Below are 24,102 nucleotides of genomic sequence, written 5' to 3'. Positions count from 1 at the left end.
TTCTGTTGGTGGCACGCAGAGAGCCACTCGACTTCTGAGGGGGCTAGTCGTGCCACTCACGGAGAACGAGATGAGACTTTCAGATGTGGCGACCATTCAGGTGAACTTTCCGGAAGCACATTTTTGGATTGTTCGCAGGGGCTCAGCGGAGCGATGTGGCGAGCCTGGACGTGTGTTCAATCCAGAACATATTGGGATCCGGGTAGACCGTACCGACATTCTCCTACCGGACTACCTTTACTACGCGCTCAAGCATCTACATCAGCAAGGGCAGTGGAAAATGTTGGCAACCGGAACTCTGAGTTTGGTCAACATCCGTGTTTCAGACGTTCGACGTATCGAGCTGTCACCACGGTGAGAGTGGGGGCTGCGAAGCCCCCAGTTCTTAACCTCAATCAGGGACTGCAGAAAATGTTAATTGGACTACCCGACATAGCAACACAGCAAGCAATGGTGTTTGAGGAAGCGACGAAGGAGGCTATTGCACAGCTCAATAAAAACTTGCATGCGCCCAGGGTAATGACGCCGTTGGAGGTCGATGAGAGTTTATTTCCCCGCACGCATTTGTTGCGTGATCGTGAGGGATGGGAGGCGCCGGATCCGAAGCTGATCAGAGCCTATTTCCGACAGTTCCAATCGACTTTCAAAGAGTACAGCACCGACGAGAAGCTGGCGGATCTGTTGGGGCTTTCCACAAATCGGCGAGTGCGCGCATTCAAAGACGGCAGTAAGAAAGTGCCTTATGGCGTATGGAGGAGTTTCTTAGTGATGACTGGCCGGGTTCCACAGGATGTTATTCCTGTGTTGGCCTTTATGGCGTGAGAGCAGGATGCCAAGGGGCGGTTGCAGCCACCCCCGGGCGTTGAACACAACAAACCGGAAGGAAAATTATGTCCAGTAATGATCATAACATGATGCGCTCAGTACCCATTCGAGAGCTTGCGAATCCCCGCTATTTGTTGGCATTGCAAGAGTTCGCCGGCGAGGTCGCGCCGTTTTGCGTGGCCGAGGCGCTGTTGAAGCGGTTTGGCGATGAAAACCTCACAGCGCGTCAACGGTTTGAACAGATTCAGATCGATAGTGTTATGCGCCGAACCAGGTGCGATCGGAAGGTGGCGGTGGACTACTTGGAAGCAGAAGATTGGAACGAGGACGATGCCGCAATATCTCTCTTGAGAGATCGTAAATTCGTATAAATTTGCCCGCCTAGCTGAGCTGGGCGGGACGCATTGCACTAGGTAGGACGCTTCATCGGCACCGTGCGGGGACAGTCCATATCGAACTGGTGAGGCGTTCTACCAGTGTTATCCGTCAAAGGTTGAGTACACCCCTCCTCTCTCATTCTCTTTACCTCTAAATAATGCCAATTCTTCGAGTAAAAAATACAACAAATGTGTTGTATTAACACATAAATGTTGTAGAATGGCTTATCCAAACAACGAGGCGAGGTGATGAAGTTCAGCGAGTTCAGACGATGGTTGAAGGCCCAAGGGGTGACCTTCGAAGCAGGCAAAGGAAGCCACTTCAAAGTCATCGCACCAAACGGCAACAGAAGCACCTTCGCGGATCACGGCAGTAAGGAAATGCCAGAACCGACCCGCAAGGCGATCATAAAACAACTGGGACTCTAAGGAGTCCCTTCGCCGCATCTGAAAGCTGAACGATCACCTCCCAGGAGTGACCATGTACGACTATGCCATTCGATTCGAGCAAGACAGCGCGCCAGGCGTTGCCGTGTTCTGCCGTGATCTTCCCGAGCTGAACAGCTACGGGGATGATCGCGATCATGCTGTTAGTGAAGCGCTGGACGCGATTGAGACTGCATTGTCGGCCTATGTCGATCAGCGCCGTGCTATTCCGCCGGCGACACCTCCGCAAGACGGGGAACACGTTGTCCACTTGCCGGTGGTCATCGTCGCGAAAATCGCGCTATGGAACAGCATGATTGAGCGAGGTATGAAAAAGGCTGACCTTTGCCGTGTCTTGGGCGTGCATCAAGCCCAAGGAGATCGTCTAGTGGATTTTTTGCATACCTCGAAAATCGAGCAACTTGAAGCCGCCTTGGCCGCTCTAGGCAAGCGGCTCTTTGTATCTGTCGAAGCTGCGTAGTATCGCCGGTTCGTTGACCGGCCTCCCCTCTTCCCTCTCTGAATCCAGAGCTACCAGTGAGATATCTCATTGATAGCTCTGGATATCTTTGTGATATCCGGTTCGCTGCTAGCCGTTCCAGATATCTCACCGCTAACCTGAAGTTATCATCTGGATATCCCGCCCATGGATATCTTTCGGATACCTTATAGGTATCTGGGTTATCCGGCATTTAGGATATCTTTAGGATATCTTTCAGGTATCTATTGCATATCTCCGAGTTATGTCTAGAATGGCTATCTGTCGGATATCTTTGGATATCCAAGGATATCTTCCAGATAACGGAGCGAAATATGCCATCAACCGCATTTGTTAGCCCAAAGGGCGGAGTAGGAAAAACCACCTCCGCTTTAACTTTGGCGACCCAACTAGCAGCAAAAGGCGCGGGCGTTACGATCATCGATGCAGACCCGAACTATCCGATCAAGAAATGGGCTGCAGGTGGTCATTGTCCACCGAACCTTAGAGTTATCTCGGACGTAACCGAGAACAACATCGCCGCGAAAATTCGTGAGGCGGCGGCTATTGATCCCTTCGTGATCATTGACCTCGAAGGGACTGCCGCCAAGATCGTCGTGCTTGCCCTGCAGGAGGCTGACTACGTGATCGTCCCCATGCAAGGGTCATTACTCGACGCGGAACAGGCGGGAAGGGCGGTAGCGCTGATCCACGATCAGGAGCTGGCCGTCCGACGCCATTTGCCTGACTACAAGCTGCCGTACTCGATTTTGCTGACGCGCACACCACCTGCTTACCAAACACGCAATATGGCGAGCCTGCGCAAAAGTCTTGAAGATAAGAACATCCCGATTTTCGAGACTGTAATGACCGAGCGTGAAGCATTCCGCTCGATGTTCTCTTTCCGGAAGCCACTGGAAGCACTGGATGCTTCTGAAGCCCCGGGAATCGACAAAGCGATCGCCAATGCCAGCGCGTTGGCGGCAGAGCTGATTTCGAAGCTATCTGCTGGAGGAAAATAATGAGCAATGATGAAAGGGTTGACCCCTTTGCCAGCCTGAGCCAATTCAAGCCAAAATCAGCCGATGCGCAGTCAGTAGCTGATCCTGTGGTTATCGAAAAGATATCCCAAGATAACGGCTTTCCATCGCGTGAAGCTCAGCCAATTCAATCGGCGCCTGGTAAACGTCCACGGTACAAGTCCGTTGAGCCACGGGTTCAACTGAACATCAAAGTCACATCGGAATGCCATGAGCGTTTTTACAACATGGCAGCTGAGCGAAACATGCTGTTAGGAGATCTATTGGCTGCCGCGCTGGATGCTCTGGTGATGGTAGAAAGCTCGCAGACGAAAACGTGACCTGCAGATGTTGCGCAAGACAGCGCAACAGCCGGCGACAACAACAAAAGACAACCCAATAGGATGGGACGCGCCAGTGACATTCATTTCTTACGCACAGAACTTCGAAGATATACGCCTGTGGCGTATCCTCAAGACAGTCAAAAACGGCTTCTACATCGACATCGGGGCCAATGACCCCGTTCGTGACTCTGTCACTAAGGCTTTCTACGACAACGGCTGGAGCGGCATCAACGTCGAGCCTATGCCCAATTACTTCGAGCTACTGTGTGAACAACGACCGCGAGATAAAAACCTGCAATGTGTTGCCGGTGTGGCCGCTGAAGATCTGACCTTTTACAGCATCGCAGACACAGGCCTCTCTACTCTCGATCAGGGCATTGCCCAACGATACAAAGACTCTGGCATGGGCGTGCGCGAAGAACGCGTCAGCTCACGCACGTTGACTTCCATTTGTGAAGAACACGTCAACGATCGACCTATCCACTTCCTGAAGATCGATGTCGAAGGCCATGAGGAGACTGTGCTGCGAGGTATGGACTTCGCTCGGTGGCGACCTTGGGTGATCCTGGTTGAAACGCCCTGGGAACGTAACCAGGTGTGGGAATCGATCCTGACGGCCGCCGGCTATTCGCCAGTGGCCTTTGACGGCATCAACACATTTTATCTTTCAGAAGAACACCTGAATCTCAAGCCAGCTTTTGATTTGCCGCCATGCAACCTCGACGAGTTTCAGTTCTGCAAAGGTCATAAGTTCAGTTACCCCATCGAAGACCTCGAACGGCAACTGGCTCACAGCGTAGAACGTGCTGAAAACGCCGAGTCCGAGTTGCGCGCAATGCGAGAGAGTCGGACTTGGAAGGTGCTTCGCCGATTCAAAACCTTACTCCGTGCTTGATTGGTACACCCTGTAGGAGAAAGCGATGCCCGACTTCGATGCGATGCTGACACCGTTGAACTTGCCTGAGTCCGTGCGCAAGCAGGCGCACCGTTTGCTCAATGCCATTCAGCAAGCAGATAGCGGCGCTGAGCTGCAACGCGCCGCCGATCGAGCCGATGGCTTCGGCCTCGGCATCGAAACCGTACGCGCACTGAATCCTTCATCACTAGAGGGGTTGTACCTGGTGTTTGATCGGGTCGCCGACATGCGCCGTGCGGATCTAGCCCCTTAACCGACTGCGCAACCTTAGGCATCTACTTCGCGATCACAATCCAACCGAGTAAAAACACTTCAAAGCCCGCGTCTGCGGGTTTTTTGTTTTCAATGCCCTAATGGCCCTGGGCGCGTGCGGCCTGATCCACTACTTCCGCCAAGATCCGGGCGCACGTCGTTAGCTCACCTTGGAGGCGCTGGTGAACCAACGTCGGCGCACTGGCCGGCGTAGCCTGGTGCTTCGCATGGAGCTTTCGGAACTGCTGCAGGATGTCGAGCTGGTGTTCGGTAAGATCGAGGATGATTTGCATGGTGTCGCACCTGGTTCAAGTGGGGGAGGGGGCTACCACTGTGAATCTAACCGAGTGCAAAGGGGAGTGGCTTGGACTTTCAAATCGACTACAGAGGAGGGTAGGGAGACACTGGAGAGCGCCTTGCTGGTTACTACAACAGGTGACAACTGCAACCGGCCAGACGCCATGCCAGTGCAACCCTACTCGTTGTTTCGGTGTTAGACGTTCCTGTCGATTAATGAAAAAAGCAATCTGCTTACTTTCATGTTTTTAACGTATTGAAATTCGACCAGCGTTGCCGGGTGCCAATTCGGGTCGAGTTGGTAAGTATCCCAACCGCTCAAACCGGTACCAAGAAGCTCCATCGCAGTCTTAGAAAATATCGGAACCCCAAAGGTACTATGTACCTGTTTTTGTTCTTTTATTTCTTTGAACGGCTCCGGTAATTCACCTGTAAAAACTGGTAGATCATCGTCTTTCAATGTGACGTGTATAACCTCGAAACGTAAGGTTTCGGGCCAGAATATCAACTCAATCCCAGGAACCGGCTCGATCTCTAATGATTCACCATCTTCATACAAGTCTTGTAGTGGAAGGTTATCGATTACTTCATTCGCAATTAGAGCATCGTAGGAGCAGCCTAGGTTCTTGATTAAACGTTCCATATTTACGGAGTTCATCTGCGCCTCAGACCTGTTGAAAAACCCCCCAAGCGCCTCTCGCGCCGGGTAGGGGGGCGATAAGATGCCGTGTAGCCAGATTTTTTACCAGACTTGACGTGGCACTGTGCTAGCTACGATCTAATCGGATCCACTACATGCTTGTACGGTTCAGCGCAGATTAACTCTTTTTGGTGGCCGCGCAGCGTCTATCAGGCGCTGGAGGGTGGCGGAGTCATCGATTCGATATACGAGGTCAATGAGCGTCGAACGCAGCTCGCATATCGTTTGCCAGCGGATATCGCTTTCACTCGGCAGGAAGTCGATCGGGGATACACCGAAAAAAGCAGCGACTTTGACCAGTTGCTCACCGTCTAAAGCGTACTCACCGCGTTCGTATCTGCCAACCGTCGTGTCCTCACACCCGATCACCTCGGCCAACGCCGCCTGGGTGATATTTCGGGCTTTACGATGCCATCTGATTCTTGAGCCGATGAGCGTCCGGATCGGGGAGGTCATTTTTCCGCCTGAAATGCGCCAGTTTCAGGCGTGCCACGCGAATTTACAGGGCATAATTGCATTTTCTGCATTTTTGGTTGAATACTTTATTGTTTGTGAATAAAATTGTGTACTGGCATGGTGCCATTGCAATTTTTAACGCTATTCATATAATCGGCCGCCGTCGTTATGACGGTATGGCACCCCTCAAAGGACGGTGCTGATAGGGATGGGCTACGGCGCGTTTGTGGCGGCGCGTGCCCGAACACAGGGGTATAGGGATGTTTCGATGGCACTTGATAACACATAATTTCCATGCTTTTCAGTTAGTTACGAGCAAAATCAAACTGCTTGGAGTTGAGGTTTACGCTCCTACGAAAATGGAGGTGAAGAAACGCCGAGACTGCAACGCAGTACGGGTCACGGAAACGCAGCTGTTCCCTGGCTACCTTTTCGTCCGGCTCGATCCTGAGCTGGTGCATCCATCCCAAATTTCCGACATTCCTGGCGTTAAGGAATTTGTCCGGTTCGGCGGGGATATCAGCACCGTGTCCAACGGGCTGATCGAAGCACTGAAGCAATCGTTGTTGCTGCGCACAGCTAAAAATGTGACCAACCTCGAATGTCGAAACGTGTCTCCAAATGTTCTGAAAGCCTTGTCTGAGATCGCTTTGACGAAGTCGAAGTTGGAGCGCCAGGCCAAACTTTTCTCCTTGCTGCAAAGCGAGTCTGAGTTAATCACCTTGGGCAATCGCCCGTACTCGCGCATCGCTTTTGATGTCGAGAAGCGTCACGTCGACGAAAAAGTCTGGTAAACAGACCACTCTAAAAAATTGAAACTTTGAACACACTGCTTGCATGCGCAAGGCGGTGTGTTTGCATTTGTCCGGAGAAACTATGAGTACAAACGAAAAGCCAAAGATTGGAGGGCCGACGAATACCAAGGTGGTGCATGTTGGAAGCGAGTTATTCAAAAAGCTCGTTGATGAAGCTATTGATATTAGCCATCAAGGCAGGCGGCAAATTACGCCGTCTCAAATCGCTCAGTACCTGATCAACAACTATTTGCCTGAAGCGGCAAAGAAACTTCTCAAGGAAATGAAAGAAGCCGAGGACAAATAAAATGGTCGTTAGAGGCATGCTGTTGTTGATAGCGCTCGGTATCGCAACTAATGCGACGAGCGCCGAAGTTATAAAGAACAAGGAACTCCCACCAAGTGCAAAGGAATCTCGGCAGACAACATCGGCTGAGACGATCACTGATCCGGTATCTGACCTGTTTCCTGTAGCACCAGGCAATTCACCTCAGCACGTTGCGCAGCCAGTACCGCAATCGGTGCAGCCAACTTACGAAAGCTGGGATGTCTTGCGGCAATACCCGCGCTTCACACAACTCCCACCTCCTTCGGTATCCGAATCGAAGGAACAAGAGCATCAAAAAGAAATAAAGGAGAAAACCGATGTTGAGAAAAAAGCTGTTGAGAAATAAACGACTGTCACGGTTGCTCGTCACTGCAATTGGCTGCGTGCCTCTGGTTGCAATGGCGGATTGGGATGGCGGGATGCAAGAAACTGCTCGAAATATTCGATTGGTGCTGTACACCCTCGGCGGCACGATCTCGGGTGGCACTCTCGTATGGTCGGGTGTTCAGTGGTTGATTTCTCGCTCGAACGGGGATCATCAACATTCCTTCCTGGACTACTTGAAGCAAGCCGGCGCGGTTGCAGCGGTCGGCGGTTCCGTCGTTTTGGGGACTGCTGCGTGGCAATTCTTCGGATCAGGCGGCGCTTGATGTAAATGCTGGAGGGCAGTTATGTCAGGCGTAAAAAAGTTGATCTTTGAAAGCTACAACGCAATGTCTCGTCCCGCTAAATACTGGGGGATACCGATTATGCCGTTGCTCGGCCTGTTGATGTGCACAGCACTCAGTTATGTCGCGGGCATGGCTCTCTTCTCCTGGGTATGGGGATTAGTATTTGCGTTCCCATTCGTGGTGGCATTGATTGCCCTCCGGTTTATCTCCTCTATTGATGATCGGTACTTCCGGCGCGTGCGTTTTGCGATCAGGCGGATACGACTCAACTTTAAATACGGTAAGCGGTTGTTACTAACATCCTTTAATCCGAAGTGGAGCCAATATTATGCAAGGCGCTTTGCAGAAAAACGCTATGTCTCCGGAGGTTTTCGTCCCTCTGATGCGATATCACGTACACGAACACATGGTGACTCTGCCGGGGAATCGACTGATTAGTCTTCTTCGGCTGAAAGGTATTTCCCACGAAACACGTAGTGATGAAGACCTTGAACGGGAATTTTACCAACTTAATCGCTACTTCATTGCATTGGGTAAGAAAGAAAGTAAAAACCTGATGCTTCAAACTTACGTGACAAAAACCGGTATCGAACTAGATACCCAATATTCTATGGAGCTGCCGGCACTTCAAGATTTTGTTGATGCCTACACGGCACCTTTCCGTAACGGTACGTTTCGTGAAGTTGGTTACTCCATAGCTCTAATTCTGAAGTACAAAGATCTGGACTCTGGCATTAAGTCAATGCAGGAGCTGCTGACTATCTCCCAAACGATGCTGGCAGATTACGACGTCGCGTTTATGGGGATGGAGGAGAACAAACACGGTGCGCTGTTCTCTCAGATTGGTCGGTTTTACAGCCTGTTGCTCAACGGCCATGAACAAGACGTGCTGGTGAGTGATACCCGCCTGGGTGAAGCGGTCATCGACAGCGTCACGAACTTCGAGGCATACGATTACGTTGAAAATCGTCCAAATCGCGGCGGACAACGATTCGCTACGACCTACGACCTGCGCGACTATCCCGCCGGCGGATCTGAGCCAGGTATGTGGGACGAAGTAATCGAGTATCCCTTCGATTTCACCCTGGTGCAGACGTTCCTGTTTGAAGACCGGAACAAAGTGAAGTTGGACTTCAAGAAGCACATCGCCGACCTTGGTTCGGTGGAGGGTGAGACCAAGCAGGCGAAGGAGCTGGAGAAGGCGATTCAGGAAATCACCCAAGGCGAGAAAGCATTCGGTCGCTACCATGCCTCGCTGATTGTTTACGGTGATAGTCCGGACGCCGCTATTGATAACGGCGCAAAAATGGAATCGGTGTTTACGGTTCATGACGCGACGTTTGTTCGTTCGACGATGAGCAACATCTACACCTGGTATTCGCAGTTCCCGGCAGCAACAGAAGTGCTGTACCCGATGAGCAAGTCTACGGAGAACTTAGCCTGTGGTTTTTCGCTGCACGCTACGCCAGGCGGGAAGGCCAAGGGTAACCCGATCGGCGACGGCACCGCGTTGGCTCCAATGCGTACAGTCAAGGATGGGTTGTACCTGCTGAATGCTCATGACAGCCCTACTGGGCAGAATAACCTGGGCGAAAAGCTACCTGGTCATATGGCTGTGACCGGCCAGACCGGTGTTGGCAAGACAACTTTCGAGGCAATCTTGCTCACGTTTGCCAGCCGCTTCGACAACATGCTGTTTGGCATCGATTACAACTGTTCTCTTCAGAACATCCTCATGGCCCTCGGCACGCAGTACTACACGATCTCGCCAGGGATCCCAACAGGGGTTAACCCATTCCAGTTCCCGGATAACCCGGAGCTGCGTCAGTTCCTGTTCGACATCGTGCTGACTTGCGCAGGCGGGAAGGCCATCACGAAAGAGGATGAACAACGCGCAATTCAGGATGGGATCACTGCGGTGATGGAACACTCCAACGTCGCCAACCGGGGAATGTCGCTGCTCCTGCAGTTCATCCCAAGGATAGGCGGCAATTGCCTGAACACTCGTTTGTCCAAATGGTGCAGGCTCGCCCATGGTTACAAAGGACAAAATGCCTGGGTACTGGATTCGCCAGTCAACCAGTTCAACCCAGAAGCGTTTCGGCGTCTGGCGTTCGACTGTACGAAGATCCTGAAAAAAGAGTTTGCGTCCAAGCACCCGGAGGCCATGGAAGTCCTATTGAACACGTTGTTTTATATGAAACGTGTGATGCACGCCTCCAAGCCCGGATCGCTGTTGCTGAACGTGGTGGCCGAGTATTGGGCGCCGCTTTCGTTCGAAAGCACTGCAGACGCCATCAAGGAGATCCTCAAGAGTGGTCGAACCCGTGGTGAAACGCTGATTATGGACACGCAGCAGCCAGAGGATGCGCTTGCCACTCCTTACGCCGCCGCTGTAGTACAGCAGGTCATTACGTCGATCTGGTTGGCAAACAAAAAGGCCGATCGTGAGGGTTACGAGCGTTTCGGGATCAAGGGCAAAGTGTTCGATGCAATTGTTGATATGCATCCGCAGAGCCGCGAAATGGTGGTGCTTCAGGGTAACCAAGCGGTAAAGCTGAAGCTGGTTCTTGACGAGAAGTTGAAGTATTGGCTGCCGCTTCTGTCATCGACGGATGAAAACCTTGCGGTTGCAAAAAGAATCCGTGAGTCGTTGAACACTACTGACCCGAAAATTTGGGTACCGCCCTTCCTGGCTGAAATGGCTCAAATCACCGCGCAACAAAAGCTCCAGCGCTGAGGTATCAAATGAAAAAGACTTTGTTAGTGGGGCTTCTGGCCGCCGCAATGGCAACTGCTGCGCCGCTTGTTAGCGCGACCGGTATTCCCACGCTTGACGTGGCTACTGGAGTAATCCTGACGAATAACGCCTTGGAGCAAGCAAAACAGGCTCTTGATGCGTTGAACCAGGCTAAAGAGGGTATTGAGCAGGCCCGTGCACAGTATGAAAATTACAAGGGATTGATATCGGGAAATTCCAACATGGGGAGTTTTCTCGATAATCCGACCCTAAACAAAATAATGCCGCTTTCGGAGTGGGGGGATGTTTACTCTGAAGCAAAAGATCTTCCCGACTTAAGAAGTCGGTACAACTTGCGTTCTGACGACGCGGCGGTTCAAAAACAATTCGATAAACTGCTCACAGCGACCGGTGTACTGGAGTCCAATTACAATGCCAGTACACAACGAGTAAAGAATGCTGAACAGCTTCGTGAGCAATTGAATGTTGTGGAAACGCCACAACAGAAAGCAGACCTGCAATTGCGTTATCAACAAGAGTTGTTGGAGTTGCAGAATCAGCAAATGCGCATGGAAAACATGAAAATGCTGATGGAGCAAAAGGAAAAAATGGAAAGTAGGCAGCGCTCTCAGGCGTTTGAAGATTACATTCGCGGAAAGAGTAAAACAGTTCCACAGTTCAATTAAATAAACTATACTCAGGTGGTTTTATTTAATTCGTTTCTTAGGGGGTGTTTATGTTTCGTAACGTTTTCGCTGTTTGTGGTCTGGTTGCTTTCTCGATGCTCACAGGTTGCGGTGCTGACAAGCCAAGTGCGTTCGTTGGTCATTGGGTTGAAGTAAGCAGTACCGACTCCAAGCCGATGACTCTGGATATCTCGAAAGAGGGAAACGTTTTTCACATTGATGAAAAAAAGAGCCTGTTTGGCAAAGAGTTTGAAAGCAAGCTTGAAGGTAAGGCCGATTCAGACTCAACGCTGAGTGCCAAAGGTGGAGCAGTGAGTTTTCGCCTGCAGGACGGTCGCCTCTTCTACAAGGGGCGTGAACTGAGTAAATCATCGTGAAGGAGGCTCAATGGATTTTCAGGTCGCGGGGGAGCTATTTCAGGCCATAGACGATGCACTGAAAGGCGCCTTGGGAAGTGGCATGTCCAAGGTCATGCTCGGAGTAGGTGCGTTGTTTGGAACAATCTGGATTACGCACTTTGTAATTAAGAGCATCTATTGGTTGTTTCAAGGGTTTGATGTCATCTTCCAAGATATCTTGGTGAGCATCGGGAAGATGGCATTCATTGCCCATTTTGCATTTAATGTAGGCTGGTACCTACAAACAATGGTTCCATTTGTCACAGGCTTCCCCGTTTGGATGGGTGGAATACTCTCAGGCCAAGAAGGTAATCAAACTAATCAGGTTGACGCGTTGATTATCAATTACATCGATTCTCTGGATAAATTGATTTCGCTTATGAAATTCGGTTTTACAGAAGATTGGTCTGTAATGTTTTATGCAGTTGTCGTTGTCTTGTTTTATCTGATTGGTGGCGTGCCTTTCCTGTCTGTCTGCGTTGGGACGATGATTACTTTAAAAGGCGCGTCTACCGTTATCTTGACGATCGGCCCTTTATTCATTGCCTTTGCTCTTTTCGAGCAAACGCGACAATGGTTTTGGGGGTGGGTATCTGTAGTGGGTGGCTTCATGCTTACCCAAATCCTGATTTCAGTAATCGTCGGCATTGAAATGGGGTTCATTAATTCATTCATTGTGAAAGATGGCGGATTAGAAATTACGTTGAAGACTGCTTTTAAGATCCTCCTCGTTTTCGGTTCTTTCACACTGCTGATTACTGAATTGCCTGGTTACGCCGCCTCTATCATGGGAGGTACACCTTCCGGAGGTGTCAGTGGTATTGGATCTTTAATTGGTAAAACTTCCGGTCTTAGTACAGCTCGCTCGATGGCCGGGGCCGCTGGTAAACAGCTACTCCGCTTAAGAAATCGAAACCAAATCAAATAATCCCCGCTCGACAATAGCTTCGTTTTTCCCTTCCTGTTTCATCGTTTTTAAAAAAGGTACTAGCCATGAATTGCAAACTCGTTGCGAGTGAGCTGCTTTGTGCTGCCTTGCTTTTGGGATGCAGTGCGCCGAAATTAACGTTGCCCTCGGGTGACTGGGTTGAAGTTAATCAGCCAGCGTTTCCAGTACCGCCCAGGGCAGCAGTTCCACCACTACCTCCAAATCCTCCGCCGGTGCCGGCGACACCAATCTCGACACCACGTGCACCCATCGTTTTCGGGCCGGCGCCGGTGTCACCGAACACAGCTTCACAGCCACTGCTAGCGTCGGCTGTCCCGGGATCGCTCGGATGGGCGCCGGGATCCCCAGCGTCAACAACTCGGTCAGGCAAAACCGCTGTCGCTCAGCCGGTGCCACCGCTGAAGCCACCTGCTGTCGTGGCTGCAGCGGAACCGGTAAAGCCGGTCACCTTGCCACCCAAGGTCTTTGCAGCCCCACCGGCGCCGCCGGTACCGGTCATCGCTCCAGTTGCAAAACCTATCAAACCCGCGCCCATCCCCAAGCCAGTTTGGGAAGCAAAAGCCGGGGATAGTCTGCGCGGTGTGATCAAGACCTGGAGCCAGCGAGCCAACTACGAAGTTGCCTGGGAAGCGGAAGACCTCGATTACCCGATCGATGCTCCGCTGCGCTTTGAAGGCACTTACGAGGAAGCGGTCGCCGGCATCTTCCAGCTTTACGAAAAAGCTGAGCGGTCATTCGTTGTTGATGGCCGACGTGCCCAGCATCGGTTGAACGTATCTGAAAACTCCGTCAAGTCGAAAAGCAAGAGGGCGCCATAATGAATACCCGTCCTGGGGCAATAGCCCTGACGATGTTGCTGACGTTCGCGGTCGGGTTAACTGGCTGCGAAACCAAGCGTGTAAGCGAATCGATGGGCCGCGTGGATGCGACTGCGGATAAAGCAAATGCTTTATCCGGATCGTTGCGTCAACAGTCCGGCAATACGCGCAAATCGGTGATGTTCACCAATGAGCAGTGGGTGAATACACAGCCCTTGCAGTTGAAAAGGGGACTTCCGGTTACACGGGACTGCGATGTCGGTTACAACGAATCGCGAACGCTGCAGGAGTTTGCTCAGTGGGCAAGCCATGTCTGCGGATCCAGTCCAGGCAAAGTGACGACGCCTGTTCAGGTTATGCCTGATGCATTGGACGGCGGCGCGGCCTTCATGAAGAACAAGGGCGTTGCTCGCCCGACAGGGCCGGCTCCGGTTGCTTCGAATGATTCGATCTCGGATCTGTTTCCGGGCGGCTCTACTGGTTCGATTACTTCCTTTGGCGCCGCCGCACCCTCCAGTACGCCTTCTTTCGGCAACCGATATGTGAACGCGCAGCGTTACGAGGGGCGTCTGTCAACCCTGCTGGATTCCGTCACCGGGAGCCTGGGCCTATCTTGGCGCTACGACGCCGCCGCCGGTGCGATAAAGATTTACTACCTGGAAACACGGCAGTTCCCAATCTACGCATTCAACACGACCTCGACGTTCAAGTCCGAGGTTAAATCCGGTATGTCCTCCACGGCGGGCACATCCGGCGGTTCAGGGCAGGGCAGCAGCTCTACCGGGATGAGTGGCGAATCCGGAAGTAGCCAAAACACTCAGACCGACATGGTTTCGTCGGTACTGAACGACATTGAAAAAAACGTCAGAAACATGCTGACGATGGATCAGATGTCGTTTTCCCGTGCGACGGGCGTGATCAATATCACTGACCGCCCGGACGTTCTCGATGCTGTTCAAGCCTACTTGGACAAAGAGAACCACCGGATTACGCAGCAGATCCTGATCAACATCGAAGTGATCTCGGTGAAGCTCTCGGACAAGGATCAATACGGCATCGACTGGAGCCTGGTCTACAAATCAGTCAGCGGTAACTGGGGCTTTGGTCTGGGAAATAAATTCCCTGGAATCGATGGAAGCGCGGTAGGTGGCTCTATCAGCATCCTCGACACTGCAAGCTCACCATTCGCCGGTTCTAAGGCGATTGTTCAAGCCTTAACTCAGCAGGGTCGCGTGTCTACGGTACGGGCGCCTTCAGTCACAACTTTGAACCTGCAGACGGCGCCGGTTCAGGTCGGCAAGGTGAAGGGCTACATCGCATCGAGCGGAACCACACAAACTGCAAACGTTGGTACCACCAGCTCACTAGTACCCGCTTCGATCACTTCCGGTTTCAACATGGCTCTTTCCCCGATCGTTATGCCGGCGGACGAGTTGTTGATGAAAATCGCGATCAACATGAGTACCGAGCCTCAGTTGGACAACTTCACCAGTGGCGATGCAAAGGCACAGGTTCCGAGCTATGACCTGCAGATCTTCGATCAGACCGTAAAACTGCAGTCGGGTCAGACGCTGGTACTGAGCGGCTTCGATCAAACGACTGAGAACGCAAGTAAGTCAGGAGTCGGGGAGGCTTGGAACTGGTTCTTTGGCGGCGGCGGTACCCGTGAAACGAACCGCGAAGTCCTGGTGCTGTTGCTCACGCCGATCATCCTGGGGTGACCTATGCCACCAAGCTCAAGCAGTGACATCAGTGTCGTCAAGATCAACGGCAAAGACTTTGTAGCAGGGCTGATGTGGCAGCCGCTTTCCCGGCCTCGGTCTTACATGGCCGAGGCAAGGGAGATTGGCAAGCGCGATTCAATGGACATCGTGGCGATACGGCTGGGCCTGAGCATGATTCAGGCCGGATTCGTTCAAAAGGGCAACGGTGTCACAAAGGGGATGTTTTCCCTTGCGTCCGCGCTGGCTGGACAGATCCGGGAGCAGTCTTGGATCGGTGCGTTTTTGCTGCCTAACGGCATGTACGCACTTGTTGCCGTCCATGGGGGGCTGATCGTTCCTGGCTGCGATGTAATCGGCCACAAAGACCAGATTTTCAATCTGCTAGTGGAGAAGGACAGCCAACGCAGGATCATGGAGTTCGACAAGGTTTATCACCCTGTGGACTTCGAATATCGCGGCGCTCCCCTCGACATCGAGGAGGTGCTTCCAGTCGGTGCCCGGTTGAGGGACTACGCGCTCAAACCGCTGACCTTCGGATTGACCAAGCGGGAAATCATCACGGTTGGTTGTGGGGCTTTGGCCTTGGTCATTGCGTTGTTTGCGTTCACTCAGTGGACGGAGTACCAGCGTCAGGAGGCAATCAAAGAAGCCGCACGCCAAGAAGCGGAACGGCAGGCAAAGCTCGCCGAGCTGAATGCCCTTGCCGGCGCTCAGCAACCAGTTCAAGCACTGCAACACCCGTGGGCATCCATTCCTGGCGTTGAGGACTTCCTGAACGCCTGCGAAGGGGCGATCGACTCGCAAGCACTTTCGCTAGGCGGTTGGTTGTTTGAATCCGCTTTATGCAATACGGCGATCATCGAGCCGGTTTACAAGCGGTCGGGAACGACATTTAACGATCTGATCGCAGCCGGGCAAGGCCGATTCCCGGAGCCGCCTGTACTGATGACCGGCGGTGATCGTGCGCGGTTTGGCGATGAAATCAAGCTGGGTGTGGGGGGAGACGACGAATTGTCGGAGTTCCCTATCATTCAGGCGAACTTTACATCGCACATGCAGAAGCTGGATCTGAAGGCGGAATTGGTTGAAGTGCCCGTCGCGCTGCCGGCGGCCGCGAACCTACCCGGGCAAGAGCAAGCAGCGACCCCACCGGCGCCGGACTGGAAAACGTTCAGCTTCTCGCTGACTTCGCCTTACACACCGAAATTCATATTTGCAGGACTGAATCTGCCAGGTGTTCGCCTGGTGGAAATGACTGTTGTGCGCGACGGTCATCAACTCAGTTGGAGCATCAAGGGAGAAATTTATGCGCGTTAGACGATTGTTGTTGGCCGCATGCGTGCTGCAAACATTTGCAGTCTTTGCGGAGGGAAAGCCACTCGCGACCGTTGGCGATCTGTCAGAAGTCCAGAGCGAAACCATCATGTTCGACGCTCAGGCAATGCGAGCTGAGGCAAAAGCGAAGATGCAGGAGAGTGCAGCCAAAGCCGGCGATGATCCTCAGTTCGCAAAAGGGCAATCCAGCCCTTCGGTGGCCGTGGTAGCAGCTGATCTGCCAACGGTAACGGGGATCTCAGGTGCTGCGGGCCGGTTGTACGCAACCTTTCGTTATGCGAACGGCACAACGGTTACATCCAAGTCAGGCGAATCGATCGCCGGCGGGTTCCAAGTCGCCGAGGTCGGCATCGATCGCGTAGTGCTGACCCGTGGTGATCGTCGCATACCGCTCCAGTTCGGTGTGTCCAGAACACCACCGCAACAATCGGTGCCCGTGCAATCCCCGGGCTTCAACGCTCCGCTGTCACCGCCGGCATTACGCTGAGGATCGAGCCATGACTTCACTAGCGATATTGGCACCCGTGCCGCTCACTGCACCAGGTCAGACCTGGGAAGTCGATGCAGAGCTGCGTGAGAAGCTGTGTCTGACAAACGATGGTGTTCTTCATGTTGTTGACGGCTACGGCGGCAATCACTTCGTCATGGCGTTTGTGGAGCGCCTGCGTCGTGCAGGTTTCAAGCACTCTACGGAGTATGTAAAACCTGAACTCCTGCAGGCGCTCTATCGGGGGTATGTCGGTGCATCTGTCGGTAGTCGGCAAGGTCAGCAATACGTTGGCAACGAAACTTCCGCCGGCAAACAGGATGAAGTCGTAAAAATCCTGCGTTCAGCAACAGCGGCAGGCGCGAGTGACATCCACTTTTTTGCCACTCCGAAAGGTCATCAGCTCAGCTTCCGGATCCATGGTGAGCTTGAGCCGGCGGCGTCATTCGCTGGACGTGACGGTGAGGCGATGTTGTCCACCATCTACGAAACCATGAGCGAATCAACTGGCACGAACTATCGTCCGGGTGAAAGCCAGAGCGGACGGTTGCGTAGCGAGTTTGTGACCGAGTGCGGTCTTTTCGGTGCCCGCTTGGAAACACGCCCGACCTTGAATGGCCCTTGGATGGCAATGCGCTTGCTGTATGACAGCGGTACGACCCTCACTCTGGATCAGATGGGATATCTACCGTCACAGATCGAGGCGCTCAAGCGCTTGGTTCATCGAACTGACGGCATTGTATTGCTGACCGGTACCACAGGATCCGGCAAGTCAACGAGTATCCAGACGCTTCTCAGCATGTTGCTTGAATCAGTGAACTACACGATCAACCTGGTGACGGTTGAAGACCCGGTTGAGTATCGAATCAACGGCGCGAACCAGACGCCTAAAGGCCCCAAGGAAGAATGGGTTGACGCAGTCGCGAACCTGATGCGACTGGATCCGGACGTCGGCTTTATTGGCGAGATGCGTGATACCGCATCGGCGCTTGCAGCGTTCCAGGCGGCGTTGACAGGGCATGGTCTGTGGTCGACGTTGCACGTTAACTCCGCAACAGCGAGCCTTCAGCGACTCCATGACCTAGGTGTCGAGGACAACTTGGCGTATGACCCTAGCCTGGTGAAGGGGTTGGTCAACCAGTCATTGACGAGGGTGCTTTGCGACAAATGTAAAGTTCCTTACGAGCGGTATGACCTCGGGCCGATTGCACCTGACTTGAAAACACGTATCCATAAGCACTGCATCGTTGAGCAGGTCTTCATGAAAGGTGAGGGCTGCGAAGCGTGCAAGAAGCGCGGCATTGTTGGCCGAACCGCAATTGCAGAAGTTCTCGCGCCGGATCTGGCATTCATGCGTAAGTTTCGTGATGACGGTAAGGCCGAGGCGCAGGCTTTTTGGGTGAATGAACAAGGCGGCATTACGAAAAATGCCCACTTGTTGCAGCGAATTAATGAAGGGGTGGTCGATCCCTCGCACGGTGAACGGGATATCTGTTTGCTGGATGATTACGTGGCAGTTGTTGGAGTGAAGTCATGAATGCCTTCAGCGCAGCATGGGCGGCGCTGGTTATGAAGCATTCGGGCGGAACCCGCATCGACTTCTACGAGGGATTTCAGAACCTGGTCGAAAACGGGATAAGCGTGAACGACTCGCTCAAGGAGCTGAACAAGATCTGGAGTGCAGGCGGCAAAAAGCCCAACGAACCACTGGCGATCGTCACACGTGACCTGATGATTCAGCTCAGCAACGGTACGCCGCTGAGTCGGGCTTTATCCAGATGGGTGCCCTACGAGGAGGCATCCCTTCTGGCGGCGGGCGAGCAGGGCGCGCGAATGGTTCAGGCCTGTGATGACATCGTGCGGGTCATTACGGCGAAACAGCAGATCATCGGCGCAGTTACTTCGGCGGTTGTCTACCCGGCGTTTCTCAGCTTTCCGTTGTCGATGGTCTTGTGGCTGGTATCGACAAAGTTAGTCCCCCCAATGGCCCGTGTTTCTCCTCCGGAGAACTGGACAGGAGCCGCTGCAACGCTGTACCAGCTTGCGAACTTCGTGACGGGCTACGGTGCAATCACTGTCGTGTCGCTTCTCGCGCTGATCGCGGTCTTCGTGTGGAGCCTCCCGCGCTGGACTGGATCTTTCCGGATGCTGTTCGACAAGGGGCCGTTCTATTCAACGTATCGCATGGTTCATGGCTCAACGTTCCTCTTGAACCTGGCCGTGATGATGCGAGCCAACATTCCTCCTTACGTTGCGCTGGAAATGCTCGGGGAGTACGCGAATCCCTGGTTGAAAGAAAGAATCCGAGGCGCGCTGTACGGCATCCGGATGGGGAGCAACCTCGGTGTGGCTCTGGATGATGCAGGGCACAATTTTCCGGACAAGAAAGCCATTCAGTTCATCCGGATCCTTGCTGCCCGGGAAGGGTTCTCGGGTGCGATCAACAACTACTCGGAGCGCTGGCTGAAGCTCAGTATAAAAAGCATCCAGCGCATGGCAAAAATCTCGTTCTCCATCGCAATTCTTCTACTCGGTGCTGCAATGGCGCTCGTGGTGGTGGGCACTCAAGACATGCAAAACAGCTTCGAACAATCGGTCAACAAGACAGCAACCAAAGTCGTAAAACCCTAAGGAAAAAATCCATGAAAATCGAAACAACGGCTGTAATCACCGCCGAGAACCCGGCTGTCCCTAATTCGCCGAATGTCCGGAAATTGGGGCGTCGGAGTCCAAAGCAGGGGGGATTCGGCGCGCTCGAAGTAATGATCGCAATTGCCGTGGGTATTTTCGCGATCATTGGTGCCATTGCCTGGTACTCCAAGTTGACGAACACCTCGAACAACAATGAGGAGCTTCAGAACGTCTCCAGCCTCATCACCAATACCCGACAACTGAAAACCCAAAGTGGCTATGGGCCGACAGGAACCAACCTGATACCGGTGCTGATCGCCGGTGAGGGGATTCCAGAAAACATGCAAAAGAGCGGCAGCACTGTTTCGAACCTTTGGGGTGGTGCTGTGACGAACGTGTCTACTGGATCGGGCTACAACATGACATACGCGGGGGTGCCGGATTCGAACTGCATTTTCCTTGCGACCAAATCTGCCAACAGCAACTCCCTGACCATCCGTATCAATGGCGGAACGGCAATCACCGGTGAAGTCACCTCCATCGCAGCGACGAGCGCCTGCACGTCCGGAACCAACACATTGTCCTGGTCTGGTCGCTAATGACCGGTCTGCAAAGCGTCATTTCGACGAGCGACTGGCTTGATCTGTACGTCAGTAACAGCTTTGCAGACGTAACCGACCTCGCGGGAGCTGCAAACTCCCGCGTGCCGGTTCCGGAAAGCTGGAAAAGCGACGTCCAGGAAATCCTGTTGCTTTGCCAGAAAGGTCAGCAGGACGCGGGTGCCCCGGAGTTTTCGATTCTGCATGGAAAGGACGTGTATCGAGTTACGCACCTGGACAGCACGGAGCCAGGTGGAACTTACGTCTTGCGCCGTTCCAAGGCGCAAATCAGAAACTATCGGGGCTTGGGCATACCGACCTACTACGCCGAGGCAATGCTTGATCCCAAGGCGACCGGGCTGATGCTGATTTGTGGCGGGTTCGGTGTTGGTAAGACCTCTACCGGGGCTTCTTGGGTGGTCGAGCGGCACAAGCTGCATGGTGGCGTGTCACTGGCAATCGAAGACCCCATCGAAACCGCCATTGATGGACTGCATGGCAACGGTCGCTGCATTGCGATCAACGCTTCGCGTCACAAGGGTGGTTATCGCGAACATCTGATCCGTGGATTGCGTTCTGGAGTCGATTTCATCTTCCTAGGCGAGATCCGCGACTCCGATACCGCTTACGAGGCGCTGAAAGCCAGCTCCAACGGCGAGTTGATCGCGGCAACCCTGCATGCCGCCAGTATTCCAGTGGCTTTGGAGCGTTTGATATTCCTCGCGGAACAGCACACCACCTCGGGGGCAAAGCTGCTTGCCGAAAGCCTCTTAGGCGTGTCGTGGCAGGACTTGACCGTCACGAAGGGCCAAGGGGGGCAGGATTTCAAACGGCTGTCTATCGAGACTTTGTTGGTAGGTGGGGAGAGCGCTGCCGGCGTCAGAGAAAAAATTCGTAGCGGACAGATCACCGCAATTGCACAAGAGGTCGAGCAGCAAGCAGCCCGGGCGATGTGGGGAGCCAATAAACCAACATAGAGGGATCATTGTGAAACAACGCCGTAGCAATTTCAGAGGCAAGCAGAAGGGATTTACAGCGCTAGAAACGATGATCGTCCTGATGATCGTGACGATCGCGAGCGCTGGTGGAATAGCGGTCTACAGCCGCTACATCGACCGGCAAACCAACCTAGTCACCGCGGATCAAATGGATAGCGTTTCCGATGCCGCCGCTGGCTACATCAAAGACAACTACGCGGCGGTCGCCGCTTCTGCGACATCTACGGCGCCGGCAGTGATTACAACGGCGATGCTCCGGACTACCGGGTACCTGCAAGCGGGGTTCGCTGACAAGAACGCTTACGGCCAGGACTACCGGGTGCTTGTGCTTCAACCCACTCCGAATAAGCTCCAGTCGCTGATCGTTACGGTGAACGGGGACACGATCAAAGAACTGCATTTGATCGAAATCGCGAAGCAGCAGGGGGGCAAGGGTGGTTATGTGCCATTGTCGAACACAGGGATTGCGCTCGGGAGTTTCGGCGGATGGCAAACCCCGTTGGCACCCTATGGCGTTTCACCTGGTGCGGGGCATTTGGCAACCGCCCTGTTTTTCGAAGACGGCGCTCTGGTGAATGACTACCTTTATCGTCACGCAGTGCCAGGCCAACCCGAGCTTCAAAAGATGCACGCAGCGATCGACATGAACGCTAACAACCTGAACAACGCCGGAGCGGTCAACGCAGCTTCCGCAAACATCAGTGGCAATACCGTAACGGCTGGTGAAACCTACACCGGCGGGTGGTTCAGATCTACCGGAGACACCGGCTGGTACAACGAAAAGCATCAAGGCGGCTGGTACATGAGCGATCCGGCCTGGGTGCGATCTTATGCGGACAAGAATGTTTATACCGGTGGCGAAATGCGAGCCGGTAAATTGACGTCCACTGGCCGAACGGAAGTCGGGGAATTTCTCCAGCTCAACACGATTTCCTCAGCCGGAACGAATTGCAGTCCGATTGGGATGATAAGTCGCGACGCAGTCGGAATGCCGCTTACTTGCCAAGCAGGTAAGTGGCGAACGATCGGAATCATGAATGTTCAACGCGTTTCTCGATATGAAATTATCGACGGCTTGCCAGTTCCAAGGTTAGTTGAGTTTGCCGTCGCCTGTCCTGTGGGCAAAAAAGTTGTCAGCGGCGGTTGTAACTTCAACGGTTATTCGAGAGAGGTTAACCTGGACGATTCATCCCCGACTCCGGACGCTGCCGGGTGGAATTGCTCAGTCAGAGTAACGTCGATTGACCAACCCGATCCGTGGACAGGTGTTGAAGCGTCGGCGATCTGCGCCAATTACGGTGATTAGACAAACCTAAATCGCTGCGACCTGTTGTTGCAATATGAAATATCTAAACCAAACACTTCAATAACTCTTGGGTGCTGTCATGCCTCTTTTGTATCTTTTGCTCGCCCTTATGTTTTCACTTAGCGTCATGTCTCAAGTTGAGAAAACATCAAAGAACAGAGGCATGGCAGTAGCGGAAGTTAAGGCAGTGTCCGTAAGTATGCTGATTTACCGCAATCTTGTTGCCACCTACGCGTCAGCAAATCCCGCACAAACTGGCAGCGTGAGTGATGCTTCGTTAAGTATGCCGAATTGGTACGTGAAGAATCCGGGCCTTGGGAACTTTATAAGCCCGAGTGGAAGTTATGTGTACTACACACAGCAGCTACCGGGACTAGTCGGTGAACTTGCTAAGAAAACTGAATCAACAAACGTCGGTGTTAATCAAAATGGGGTTTTGATAGCGCCGAATAAGGTCAACCCGGGAATCGTGCTGCCAGCTCAGATCCCCAATGGATCGGTGGTACTGGTGCAATGAAGAAGATTCTCTTCGCTCTTTCATTCTTGTCGGCGGCATACGTGCAGGCTGAAACGCCTCCACCTGCTTATCAGCGGGCAGCACAGGCTCAGGACGTCCCCCCAGAGGTGCTTTGGACGATTGCCAAAATCGAAAGCAATTACAAAATCAAGATTGGTTATTACCCTTGGCCTTGGACGCTGAATATCAAGGGCGAAGGTAGGTACTTCGCTACTCGCGCTGAAGCCTGTAACGCAGCTTTGGAGGGTTTGCAGAGGTACGGTAAGTACGGAGTTGACATCGGACTTACCCAGCAGAACTGGGGGTGGGTGGGTTCACAGCATTACGCTCACCCTTGTGACTCCCTGGCGCCTAGCGACAATTTGAACACTGCCGCTATCGAACTGCGTAAGTGCTACGAGCGGGAAAAAAATTGGGTGTGGGCTGCTGGATGTTATCACCGACCGGCTGGTGGTGAACCAGCTCGGATTTACAGAGAAAAATTCAGCAAGAAGTACAACCAACGATAACCAATTTATTTCGCTCTTCGGAATCTTGTTCAGATTATCCGGTGGGTTGAGTGCGCATTTATTTAAGAGAAAATCATTATGAAATTCCGTCTGAGTAAACAAAAAGTTATCGAGCAGGAACAAGAGCTAGCCGCCGGTCTGGTGTTGGATCCTGAGCTTGCGCGGAACATTTCTTTGGCACAAGCCGCATACACCAACGCGGCTAAATGGTTTGAGGCAAACATAGCTGCTGAGTACCAGAGAAAGGCCAAAAGCGCAAAACTGCTCTCCTACTTTTTCGGCATGCTGGCATTTATGGCTATCGGCGCTGTGATGATGCTTACTCCGCTGAAAACGGTGGAACCGTATGTTGTTCGTGTTGATAACGCGACCGGCGCTACCGATATCGTCAGACCGGGCGGCCAGGCAAAGACCCAAAAACAAGTTGATGACGAATACTACCTTTCGAATTACGTCCGTTTCCGAGAGGGTTACAACTTTGCGGACAGTGACGCTATGTACGCAGCGGTTGAGTTGATGTCG

At 52.9% G+C, this 24,102-nt stretch carries 32 protein-coding genes; 29 read left to right on the top strand and 3 right to left on the bottom strand.

What is annotated here, in order from left to right; genetic code table 11:
• The first annotated feature begins 411 nt into the window (after positions 1-411).
• The 8 genes from ACU680_RS26985 (at position 412) to ACU680_RS26950 (ending at position 4,638) form a co-directional block, all read left to right on the top strand.
• Positions 412-822 (top strand): hypothetical protein, encoded by a 411-nt coding sequence (locus ACU680_RS26985; protein ID WP_448181028.1) that lies wholly within the window; start codon positions 412-414, stop codon positions 820-822.
• Positions 823-890: 68 nt separating this feature from the next.
• Positions 891-1,196 carry a hypothetical protein gene (locus ACU680_RS26980; RefSeq protein WP_448181027.1) on the top strand — a complete coding sequence of 102 codons (306 nt, stop codon included), beginning with the start codon at positions 891-893 and terminating at the stop codon, positions 1,194-1,196.
• A gap of 255 nt (positions 1,197-1,451) precedes the next feature.
• Positions 1,452-1,631 carry a type II toxin-antitoxin system HicA family toxin gene (locus tag ACU680_RS26975; RefSeq protein ID WP_003229979.1) on the top strand — a complete coding sequence of 60 codons (180 nt, stop codon included), beginning with the start codon at positions 1,452-1,454 and terminating at the stop codon, positions 1,629-1,631.
• 52 nt (positions 1,632-1,683) lie between these two features.
• A complete protein-coding gene (locus ACU680_RS26970; RefSeq protein ID WP_448181026.1) occupies positions 1,684-2,109 on the top strand; it encodes a type II toxin-antitoxin system HicB family antitoxin in 426 nt (141 codons plus the stop codon).
• 332 nt (positions 2,110-2,441) lie between these two features.
• Entirely contained in the window at positions 2,442-3,128 is a 687-nt protein-coding gene (locus ACU680_RS26965) for a nucleotide-binding protein (RefSeq protein ID WP_448181025.1), read from the top strand.
• Positions 3,128-3,466 carry a stability/partitioning determinant gene (locus ACU680_RS26960; protein ID WP_448181024.1) on the top strand — a complete coding sequence of 113 codons (339 nt, stop codon included), beginning with the start codon at positions 3,128-3,130 and terminating at the stop codon, positions 3,464-3,466. Before ACU680_RS26965 ends, ACU680_RS26960 begins: the two co-directional genes overlap by 1 nt.
• Before the next feature lie 76 nt (positions 3,467-3,542).
• Positions 3,543-4,364: an FkbM family methyltransferase gene (locus ACU680_RS26955; RefSeq protein ID WP_448181051.1), complete on the top strand. Its 822-nt coding sequence runs from the start codon at positions 3,543-3,545 to the stop codon at positions 4,362-4,364.
• 25 nt (positions 4,365-4,389) lie between these two features.
• Positions 4,390-4,638, top strand: coding sequence for a hypothetical protein (locus tag ACU680_RS26950; protein ID WP_448181023.1), 249 nt, complete (start codon positions 4,390-4,392; stop codon positions 4,636-4,638).
• A gap of 97 nt (positions 4,639-4,735) precedes the next feature.
• On the opposite strand, the gene ACU680_RS26945 is transcribed toward ACU680_RS26950, so the two are convergent.
• The 3 genes from ACU680_RS26945 to ACU680_RS26935 all read right to left on the bottom strand — a co-directional run bounded on the left by ACU680_RS26945 (position 4,736) and on the right by ACU680_RS26935 (position 6,090).
• Positions 4,736-4,930: a hypothetical protein gene (locus ACU680_RS26945; RefSeq protein ID WP_448181022.1), complete on the bottom strand. Its 195-nt coding sequence runs from the start codon at positions 4,928-4,930 to the stop codon at positions 4,736-4,738.
• A 200-nt stretch (positions 4,931-5,130) separates the two neighbouring features.
• Positions 5,131-5,577, bottom strand: a complete 447-nt coding sequence (locus ACU680_RS26940) for a DUF6392 family protein (protein ID WP_448181021.1) — start codon at positions 5,575-5,577, stop codon at positions 5,131-5,133.
• A gap of 165 nt (positions 5,578-5,742) precedes the next feature.
• Positions 5,743-6,090 carry a helix-turn-helix domain-containing protein gene (locus ACU680_RS26935; protein WP_448181020.1) on the bottom strand — a complete coding sequence of 116 codons (348 nt, stop codon included), beginning with the start codon at positions 6,088-6,090 and terminating at the stop codon, positions 5,743-5,745.
• Positions 6,091-6,350: 260 nt separating this feature from the next.
• On the opposite strand from ACU680_RS26935, the gene ACU680_RS26930 reads away from it, so the two are divergent.
• The 21 genes from ACU680_RS26930 to ACU680_RS26830 all read left to right on the top strand — a co-directional run.
• Complete coding sequence (locus ACU680_RS26930) at positions 6,351-6,884, top strand: transcription termination/antitermination NusG family protein (protein WP_448181019.1); 534 nt, start codon at positions 6,351-6,353, stop codon at positions 6,882-6,884.
• A gap of 82 nt (positions 6,885-6,966) precedes the next feature.
• Entirely contained in the window at positions 6,967-7,191 is a 225-nt protein-coding gene (locus ACU680_RS26925) for a hypothetical protein (RefSeq protein WP_448181018.1), read from the top strand.
• 16 nt (positions 7,192-7,207) lie between these two features.
• Positions 7,208-7,558, top strand: coding sequence for a hypothetical protein (locus tag ACU680_RS26920; protein WP_448181017.1), 351 nt, complete (start codon positions 7,208-7,210; stop codon positions 7,556-7,558).
• Positions 7,530-7,862: a type IV secretion system protein VirB2 gene (locus ACU680_RS26915; RefSeq protein ID WP_448181016.1), complete on the top strand. Its 333-nt coding sequence runs from the start codon at positions 7,530-7,532 to the stop codon at positions 7,860-7,862. The genes ACU680_RS26920 and ACU680_RS26915 overlap by 29 nt, the downstream gene beginning before the upstream one ends.
• Positions 7,863-7,883: 21 nt before the next feature.
• Positions 7,884-8,321: a VirB3 family type IV secretion system protein gene (locus ACU680_RS26910; RefSeq protein ID WP_448181015.1), complete on the top strand. Its 438-nt coding sequence runs from the start codon at positions 7,884-7,886 to the stop codon at positions 8,319-8,321.
• The gene (locus ACU680_RS26905) at positions 8,290-10,623 is read left to right on the top strand and encodes a VirB4 family type IV secretion system protein (RefSeq protein ID WP_448181014.1); all 2,334 of its coding nucleotides are present in this window, start codon (positions 8,290-8,292) and stop codon (positions 10,621-10,623) included. The genes ACU680_RS26910 and ACU680_RS26905 overlap by 32 nt, the downstream gene beginning before the upstream one ends.
• A gap of 8 nt (positions 10,624-10,631) precedes the next feature.
• Positions 10,632-11,309: a P-type DNA transfer protein VirB5 gene (virB5, locus tag ACU680_RS26900; RefSeq protein WP_448181013.1), complete on the top strand. Its 678-nt coding sequence runs from the start codon at positions 10,632-10,634 to the stop codon at positions 11,307-11,309.
• A 50-nt stretch (positions 11,310-11,359) separates the two neighbouring features.
• Positions 11,360-11,686 carry a hypothetical protein gene (locus tag ACU680_RS26895; protein WP_448181012.1) on the top strand — a complete coding sequence of 109 codons (327 nt, stop codon included), beginning with the start codon at positions 11,360-11,362 and terminating at the stop codon, positions 11,684-11,686.
• Positions 11,687-11,696: 10 nt separating this feature from the next.
• Positions 11,697-12,635 (top strand): TrbL/VirB6 family protein, encoded by a 939-nt coding sequence (locus ACU680_RS26890; protein ID WP_448181011.1) that lies wholly within the window; start codon positions 11,697-11,699, stop codon positions 12,633-12,635.
• Positions 12,636-13,072: 437 nt separating this feature from the next.
• Positions 13,073-13,474, top strand: coding sequence for a TcpQ domain-containing protein (locus ACU680_RS26885; protein WP_448181010.1), 402 nt, complete (start codon positions 13,073-13,075; stop codon positions 13,472-13,474).
• Positions 13,474-15,195 (top strand): PilN family type IVB pilus formation outer membrane protein, encoded by a 1,722-nt coding sequence (gene pilN, locus ACU680_RS26880; protein ID WP_448181009.1) that lies wholly within the window; start codon positions 13,474-13,476, stop codon positions 15,193-15,195. Before ACU680_RS26885 ends, pilN begins: the two co-directional genes overlap by 1 nt.
• 3 nt (positions 15,196-15,198) lie before the next feature.
• On the top strand, positions 15,199-16,515 hold the full coding sequence (gene pilO2, locus ACU680_RS26875; protein WP_448181008.1) for a type 4b pilus protein PilO2: 1,317 nt from the start codon (positions 15,199-15,201) through the stop codon (positions 16,513-16,515).
• Positions 16,505-17,020, top strand: a complete 516-nt coding sequence (gene pilP / locus ACU680_RS26870) for a type IV pilus biogenesis protein PilP (protein ID WP_448181007.1) — start codon at positions 16,505-16,507, stop codon at positions 17,018-17,020. Before pilO2 ends, pilP begins: the two co-directional genes overlap by 11 nt.
• A 10-nt stretch (positions 17,021-17,030) precedes the next feature.
• On the top strand, positions 17,031-18,557 hold the full coding sequence (locus ACU680_RS26865) for a GspE/PulE family protein (RefSeq protein ID WP_448181006.1): 1,527 nt from the start codon (positions 17,031-17,033) through the stop codon (positions 18,555-18,557).
• Entirely contained in the window at positions 18,554-19,651 is a 1,098-nt protein-coding gene (locus ACU680_RS26860; RefSeq protein ID WP_448181005.1) for a type II secretion system F family protein, read from the top strand. The genes ACU680_RS26865 and ACU680_RS26860 overlap by 4 nt, the downstream gene beginning before the upstream one ends.
• Positions 19,652-19,662: 11 nt before the next feature.
• On the top strand, positions 19,663-20,250 hold the full coding sequence (locus tag ACU680_RS26855) for a type 4 pilus major pilin (protein ID WP_448181004.1): 588 nt from the start codon (positions 19,663-19,665) through the stop codon (positions 20,248-20,250).
• Positions 20,250-21,227, top strand: coding sequence for an ATPase, T2SS/T4P/T4SS family (locus ACU680_RS26850; protein ID WP_448181003.1), 978 nt, complete (start codon positions 20,250-20,252; stop codon positions 21,225-21,227). Before ACU680_RS26855 ends, ACU680_RS26850 begins: the two co-directional genes overlap by 1 nt.
• 10 nt (positions 21,228-21,237) lie before the next feature.
• Positions 21,238-22,554, top strand: coding sequence for a shufflon system plasmid conjugative transfer pilus tip adhesin PilV (gene pilV, locus ACU680_RS26845; protein WP_448181002.1), 1,317 nt, complete (start codon positions 21,238-21,240; stop codon positions 22,552-22,554).
• Between the two features lie 79 nt (positions 22,555-22,633).
• A complete protein-coding gene (gene pilM, locus ACU680_RS26840) occupies positions 22,634-23,071 on the top strand; it encodes a type IV pilus biogenesis protein PilM (RefSeq protein ID WP_448181001.1) in 438 nt (145 codons plus the stop codon).
• Positions 23,068-23,580 (top strand): lysozyme family protein, encoded by a 513-nt coding sequence (locus ACU680_RS26835; RefSeq protein WP_448181000.1) that lies wholly within the window; start codon positions 23,068-23,070, stop codon positions 23,578-23,580. Before pilM ends, ACU680_RS26835 begins: the two co-directional genes overlap by 4 nt.
• Positions 23,581-23,658: 78 nt before the next feature.
• On the top strand, positions 23,659-24,102 hold a 444-nt coding region (locus ACU680_RS26830), incomplete at its 3' end, for a VirB8/TrbF family protein (RefSeq protein WP_448180999.1).

The organism is Pseudomonas sp. LF020, assembly GCF_053456425.1.
This window is presented reverse-complemented; position numbering and strand designations above follow the sequence as displayed.

What these genes read in the sequence shown, in the direction of transcription:
- ACU680_RS26985 (WP_448181028.1), top strand. Translation starts at nt 412, where the DNA reads ATGTTAATTGGACTACCCGACATAGCAACACAGCAAGCAATGGTGTTT.
- ACU680_RS26980 (WP_448181027.1), top strand. Translation starts at nt 891, where the DNA reads ATGTCCAGTAATGATCATAACATGATGCGCTCAGTACCCATTCGAGAG.
- ACU680_RS26975 (WP_003229979.1), top strand. Translation starts at nt 1,452, where the DNA reads ATGAAGTTCAGCGAGTTCAGACGATGGTTGAAGGCCCAAGGGGTGACC.
- ACU680_RS26970 (WP_448181026.1), top strand. Translation starts at nt 1,684, where the DNA reads ATGTACGACTATGCCATTCGATTCGAGCAAGACAGCGCGCCAGGCGTT.
- ACU680_RS26965 (WP_448181025.1), top strand. Translation starts at nt 2,442, where the DNA reads ATGCCATCAACCGCATTTGTTAGCCCAAAGGGCGGAGTAGGAAAAACC.
- ACU680_RS26960 (WP_448181024.1), top strand. Translation starts at nt 3,128, where the DNA reads ATGAGCAATGATGAAAGGGTTGACCCCTTTGCCAGCCTGAGCCAATTC.
- ACU680_RS26950 (WP_448181023.1), top strand. Translation starts at nt 4,390, where the DNA reads ATGCCCGACTTCGATGCGATGCTGACACCGTTGAACTTGCCTGAGTCC.
- ACU680_RS26945 (WP_448181022.1), bottom strand. Translation starts at nt 4,930, where the DNA reads ATGCAAATCATCCTCGATCTTACCGAACACCAGCTCGACATCCTGCAG.
- ACU680_RS26940 (WP_448181021.1), bottom strand. Translation starts at nt 5,577, where the DNA reads ATGGAACGTTTAATCAAGAACCTAGGCTGCTCCTACGATGCTCTAATT.
- ACU680_RS26935 (WP_448181020.1), bottom strand. Translation starts at nt 6,090, where the DNA reads ATGACCTCCCCGATCCGGACGCTCATCGGCTCAAGAATCAGATGGCAT.
- ACU680_RS26930 (WP_448181019.1), top strand. Translation starts at nt 6,351, where the DNA reads ATGTTTCGATGGCACTTGATAACACATAATTTCCATGCTTTTCAGTTA.
- ACU680_RS26925 (WP_448181018.1), top strand. Translation starts at nt 6,967, where the DNA reads ATGAGTACAAACGAAAAGCCAAAGATTGGAGGGCCGACGAATACCAAG.
- ACU680_RS26920 (WP_448181017.1), top strand. Translation starts at nt 7,208, where the DNA reads ATGCTGTTGTTGATAGCGCTCGGTATCGCAACTAATGCGACGAGCGCC.
- ACU680_RS26915 (WP_448181016.1), top strand. Translation starts at nt 7,530, where the DNA reads ATGTTGAGAAAAAAGCTGTTGAGAAATAAACGACTGTCACGGTTGCTC.
- ACU680_RS26910 (WP_448181015.1), top strand. Translation starts at nt 7,884, where the DNA reads ATGTCAGGCGTAAAAAAGTTGATCTTTGAAAGCTACAACGCAATGTCT.
- ACU680_RS26905 (WP_448181014.1), top strand. Translation starts at nt 8,290, where the DNA reads ATGGTGACTCTGCCGGGGAATCGACTGATTAGTCTTCTTCGGCTGAAA.
- virB5 (WP_448181013.1), top strand. Translation starts at nt 10,632, where the DNA reads ATGAAAAAGACTTTGTTAGTGGGGCTTCTGGCCGCCGCAATGGCAACT.
- ACU680_RS26895 (WP_448181012.1), top strand. Translation starts at nt 11,360, where the DNA reads ATGTTTCGTAACGTTTTCGCTGTTTGTGGTCTGGTTGCTTTCTCGATG.
- ACU680_RS26890 (WP_448181011.1), top strand. Translation starts at nt 11,697, where the DNA reads ATGGATTTTCAGGTCGCGGGGGAGCTATTTCAGGCCATAGACGATGCA.
- pilN (WP_448181009.1), top strand. Translation starts at nt 13,474, where the DNA reads ATGAATACCCGTCCTGGGGCAATAGCCCTGACGATGTTGCTGACGTTC.
- pilO2 (WP_448181008.1), top strand. Translation starts at nt 15,199, where the DNA reads ATGCCACCAAGCTCAAGCAGTGACATCAGTGTCGTCAAGATCAACGGC.
- pilP (WP_448181007.1), top strand. Translation starts at nt 16,505, where the DNA reads ATGCGCGTTAGACGATTGTTGTTGGCCGCATGCGTGCTGCAAACATTT.
- ACU680_RS26865 (WP_448181006.1), top strand. Translation starts at nt 17,031, where the DNA reads ATGACTTCACTAGCGATATTGGCACCCGTGCCGCTCACTGCACCAGGT.
- ACU680_RS26860 (WP_448181005.1), top strand. Translation starts at nt 18,554, where the DNA reads ATGAATGCCTTCAGCGCAGCATGGGCGGCGCTGGTTATGAAGCATTCG.
- ACU680_RS26855 (WP_448181004.1), top strand. Translation starts at nt 19,663, where the DNA reads ATGAAAATCGAAACAACGGCTGTAATCACCGCCGAGAACCCGGCTGTC.
- ACU680_RS26850 (WP_448181003.1), top strand. Translation starts at nt 20,250, where the DNA reads ATGACCGGTCTGCAAAGCGTCATTTCGACGAGCGACTGGCTTGATCTG.
- pilM (WP_448181001.1), top strand. Translation starts at nt 22,634, where the DNA reads ATGCCTCTTTTGTATCTTTTGCTCGCCCTTATGTTTTCACTTAGCGTC.
- ACU680_RS26835 (WP_448181000.1), top strand. Translation starts at nt 23,068, where the DNA reads ATGAAGAAGATTCTCTTCGCTCTTTCATTCTTGTCGGCGGCATACGTG.